Origin of the sequence: Sphingomonas sp. 66-10, from assembly GCF_001897045.1 — a bacterium.
Classification (GTDB): domain Bacteria; phylum Pseudomonadota; class Alphaproteobacteria; order Sphingomonadales; family Sphingomonadaceae; genus Sphingomonas; species Sphingomonas lycopersici.
Genome location: NZ_MKRR01000160.1, coordinates 52522 through 56727 on the forward strand (window position 1 = coordinate 52522; position 4206 = coordinate 56727).

Below are 4206 nucleotides of genomic sequence, written 5' to 3' on the forward strand. Positions count from 1 at the left end.
GATGATGCTCGATACCGAGAGGATGCCGTCATTCGCCCCCAGCACCGCGGCGCGCAACCAGCCGATCCGATCGACGACATGATGTTCGCGGTGGCGGGGACGCACGGGTCAATATTCCAGCTTGAGGCCGGGGCGCTTCCACCGCGTCTTCACCAGCCGCCCGGTCCCCGAAAGCGTGATCCACGCGTCCATCATATCCTCGCCGCCGAAACAGATGTTGGTGGTGAAGATATCGTCGGTCGCGACGAATTCGACCAGGTCACCCTCGGGCGAGATCACGCTGATCCCGCTTTCCCCGATCGTCGCGACGCAGACATTGCCCGACGCCTCGACCGCGAGCGAATCGAAGAATTTATAACCGGCGGGGCGATAGAGCGGGATCCCCGGTCCGCCCGGCCCCGCATCCGGCGCGACCTTGCCGGGGGCGGTGATGTTGAACTTCATCAGCCGGCAGGTGTAGGTTTCGGCGGCGTAAAGCGTCTTGCCGTCGGGTGAGAGCCCGCAGCCATTGGGGTTGTTCGACGGGAAGATCACTTCTTCCAGATGGCTGCCGTCGGTCTTGCCGTAGAAGATGCCGACGATGTCGTGGCAGCGCTTGGCGTAATCGACCTTGCCGTGATCGGTGAACCAGAAGCCGCCGAATTGATCGAACACGATATCGTTCGGCCCGCGCAGGATGCAGCCGAAGTCGCCCGATTTGTAGAGCAGCTCGACCTTGCCGGTCGCGGGGTCGATCCGCTCGATCCGCCCGCCGGAATAGTTTTGCGCGATGCCGTGCGGGGCGAGATAGCCGTTCGCCTCGTGATATTCGAACCCGCCGTTGTTGCAGCAATAGAGCATCCCGTCCGGCCCCATCGCCAGCCCGTTGGGGCCGCCGCCCGGCGTCGCGACAATTTCCTTGGCGCCGTCGGGGGTCACGCGGGTGATTCGCCCGGCCTCGATCTCCACCAGGATGATGCTGCCGTCGGGCATCCACACCGGGCCTTCGGGGAAACGCAGGCCATCGGCCACCAGGGTGAAATCGCTCACGCCGCTCTCCTTGCTCTCGTTTCGGCTGAGGATTGTCTAAGGCGCCCGACTTAGCAATAGCCGCCTTCCGCCGCCGCCGCTGCCCGGCTAGACCCCTCGCCTATGGAGAACAAAAACCGCACCGGAGGGCGCATCCTCGTCGACCAGCTCGTCGCGCAGGGCTGCGATCGTATCTTCACCGTGCCGGGGGAGAGCTTCCTCGCGGTGCTCGATGCCCTGGTCGACGTGCCCGCGATCGAGGTGGTGACGTGCCGGCAGGAAGGCGGGGTCGCATTCATGGCCTGCGCCGACGGCGCGCTGACCGGGCGGCCCGGCGTCGCCTTCGTCACCCGCGGCCCCGGCGCGACCAATGCCTCGATCGGGGTGCATGTCGCGATGCAGGACAGCCAGCCGATGATCCTGTTCGTCGGCGATGTCGATCGCGGCACGCGCGATCGCGAGGCGTTTCAGGAGATCAATTTCGAGGCGATGTTCGCGCCGATCGCCAAATGGGCGGCGCGGATCGACGACGCGCGGCGCATCCCCGAATATGTCGCGCGGGCCTATGCCGTGGCGATGAACGGCCGCCCCGGCCCGGTGGTGCTCGCGCTGCCCGAGGATATGCTGCTCGACGAGGTGGAAGCGATCGACCGCCCACGCGTCGAGCGCGTCGCCCAGGCCCCCGATGCCGCGGCGATCGACCGGCTCGCCGAGATGCTCGCCGCCGCCGAGCGCCCGATCGCGATCATCGGCGGCGCGGGGTGGGACAATGATGCCGCGCGCGATCTCGCCGCCTGGGCCGATCGCTGCGGGGTGCCGCTGGTCGCCGCCTTCCGCCGGCAGGATGCGGTGCCCAACGACAGCCCGGCCTATGCCGGCAACCTCGGCTATGGGCCCAATCCCAAGCTCGTCGCGCGGGTCAAGGCGGCCGACCTGCTGCTCGTCGTCGGCGCGCGACTGGGCGAGGCGACGACCGACGGCTATACGCTGATCACCCCCGATCATCCCGGTCAGCGGCTGATCCACGTCCACCCCGACGCCGACGAGCTCGGGATGACCTATGCCACCGATTTGCCGATCGCGGCGTCGATGGCCGCCTTTGCGGCGGCGGTCGCGGCGGTCGACGCCCCGGCCCGCGCCGATGCGGCAGCCGCGTATGACGATTATCGCGACTGGTCGACCCCGCGCCCGCGCGACGGGGTGGTGATGGATCTCGGCCCGTGCGTCGGGACGATGCGGGAAAAGCTGCCGGCGGACACGATCATCTGCAACGGCGCGGGCAATTTCTCGGGCTGGTGGCATCGTTACTGGCCCTATGCCGGGCCGGGGACCCAGCTCGCCCCGACCGCCGGCGCGATGGGCTATGGCGTGCCCGCGGCGGTCGCCGCCTCGCTGCGCCGCCCGGGGCGGACGGTCGTCGCGCTCGCCGGCGACGGCGATTTCCTGATGAACGGGCAGGAACTGGCGACCGCCGCGCAGCACGGCTGCGACCTGATCGTGATCCTGGTCGACAATGGCGCCTATGGCACGATCCGCATGCATCAGGAGCGCGAATATCCGCGGCGGGTTTCGGCGACCCGGCTCGCCAACCCCGATTTCGCCGCGCTGGCGCGCGCTTATGGCGGCTGGGCCGAGACGGTGACGCGGACCGCGGACTTCGCGCCCGCGCTCGATCGCGCCCTGGCCGAGCGCGGAATGCGGCTGCTCCACGTCAAGACCGATATCGAGCAGATCACCGCCGGCACCACCTTGTCGGCGGTCGCGAAGCGGTAGGGCCACGCCCTACCGCCCCGCTTGCATCAGAAGCGCAGCCCGACGCCGGTCAGGATGCCGTTGGTCGAATAGCCGTCGCCATAATTGGCGTAGCGATATTCGCTCTTGAGATAGGCCGTGGGCGAAAGCTTCACCTCGGCGCCGGCGGCGAGCAGCACGCCGTCGAGATCGCGCACCTGATCGACCTCGCGCACCTGGAGGTTGGAATAGCCGACCTTGCCGTAAAGCAGCGTATTGGCGGTGAGCGGCGTCCCGATCCGCCCCGCGACGTCGAATTCGCGCCGGCTGCGCAGCGCATCCTGGGCATAGGAAACGTCGGAGAAGGTCATCCCCGCCTCGGCGCCGATCAGCATATGCGGCGATACCGCTTTGTCATAGCCGAGCGCGAAGCCGTAACCCACGTCGCTCGCCTTGTCGCGCCCCGCGCCGCCGATGTTGCTGACGTCGAAACGCAGCTGATCGAGCCCGACCAGCGCCTCGAACCGCGGGCCCTGGAACGCGGTGGCATCCTGCGCGGCGGCCGGCGTCGCCGCGCACAGCGCCGAAAGCACCGCCAGCGCGGCAACCGGGGCAGGAAAATACTGGAACATCGTCTTACTCCTCGAAACATCGCCGCCCGCCAAAGGAGGCGGACGACGCACGAGGAAAAGCACCGCGGGCTCTCGCCGTTATTGCGCGGCGTTGCAGGAATAAGGCGCCTTTGCGGCCAATTGTCGCGATCGTTTCAGGAGTGACGCATGAAGTGAGCAAGATCGGGAACGACAGCCGCGCCGGCTTCCCATAGCGTCGCCGCGAAAGGAGACGAGCGATGCAGACCACCCAGCGTGCGCGTTATGCCGAACGGATCGAGCGAGCGATTGCGCTTCTGGAACGGCGAGCCCGCGCCGGCGAGCCGCCCGCGCTCGCCGATCTGGCGGCCGCAGCGGCACTGTCCGATTATCATTTCCATCGCATATTCCGCGTGATGACCGGGGAAACGGTGGGCGCCGCGGTGACGCGCGTGCGCCTCGGCGGAAGCTTGCCCGTGCTCGACAAAGGCGTCACGGCCGCCGCGGGTCATAGCGGCTATGCGACGGCCCAGGCTTATGCCCGTGCGCTGAAAGCGGCGGCCGGCACGACCGCAACCAATTTGCGCGACGATCGCAACCGCCGCGACGAGGTGGCGGCTGCGTTCGCTCAGCCCGCAATAAGCACATCGGAACCCGCTCCGCCGCTGACCATCACCATTACGTCCTTCGCCCCGTTGCGGCTGGCAGCGCTGCGTAACGTCGGCGATTATACCGAGCTGAATGGGGCCTATACGCGGCTGTACGAACTATTGATGGAGCAGATCGCACCGGAAGAGATTACCGGCATCTACGGCATTCCGCACGACGATCCACGCGAAGTGGCGGGCAAAGATTGCCGCTACGATTGGGCGTTTGC

The 4206-nt window shown here is 67.5% G+C and carries 4 protein-coding genes and 1 pseudogene; 2 read left to right on the forward strand and 3 right to left on the reverse strand.

The features are described 5' to 3' along the window. Both BGN95_RS25030 and BGN95_RS25035 read right to left on the reverse strand, forming a co-directional pair. Positions 1-105 (reverse strand): annotated as a pseudogene (locus BGN95_RS25030) (VIT1/CCC1 transporter family protein); the annotation flags it as partial. 3 nt (positions 106-108) lie between these two features. After that, entirely contained in the window at positions 109-1029 is a 921-nt protein-coding gene (locus BGN95_RS25035; RefSeq protein WP_265313855.1) for an SMP-30/gluconolactonase/LRE family protein, read from the reverse strand. 102 nt (positions 1030-1131) lie between these two features. Between BGN95_RS25035 and BGN95_RS25040 the strand changes: the two genes are divergently transcribed. Further along, positions 1132-2781: a thiamine pyrophosphate-binding protein gene (locus BGN95_RS25040; protein WP_286774365.1), complete on the forward strand. Its 1650-nt coding sequence runs from the start codon at positions 1132-1134 to the stop codon at positions 2779-2781. Between the two features lie 26 nt (positions 2782-2807). Here BGN95_RS25040 and BGN95_RS25045 read toward each other — a convergent pair whose 3' ends face one another. Then, complete coding sequence (locus BGN95_RS25045; protein ID WP_286774366.1) at positions 2808-3371, reverse strand: outer membrane protein; 564 nt, start codon at positions 3369-3371, stop codon at positions 2808-2810. Positions 3372-3589: 218 nt separating this feature from the next. Between BGN95_RS25045 and BGN95_RS25050 the strand changes: the two genes are divergently transcribed. Next, positions 3590-4206 (forward strand): helix-turn-helix domain-containing protein (locus BGN95_RS25050; RefSeq protein WP_286774367.1); only part of this gene is annotated, 617 nt, incomplete at its 3' end.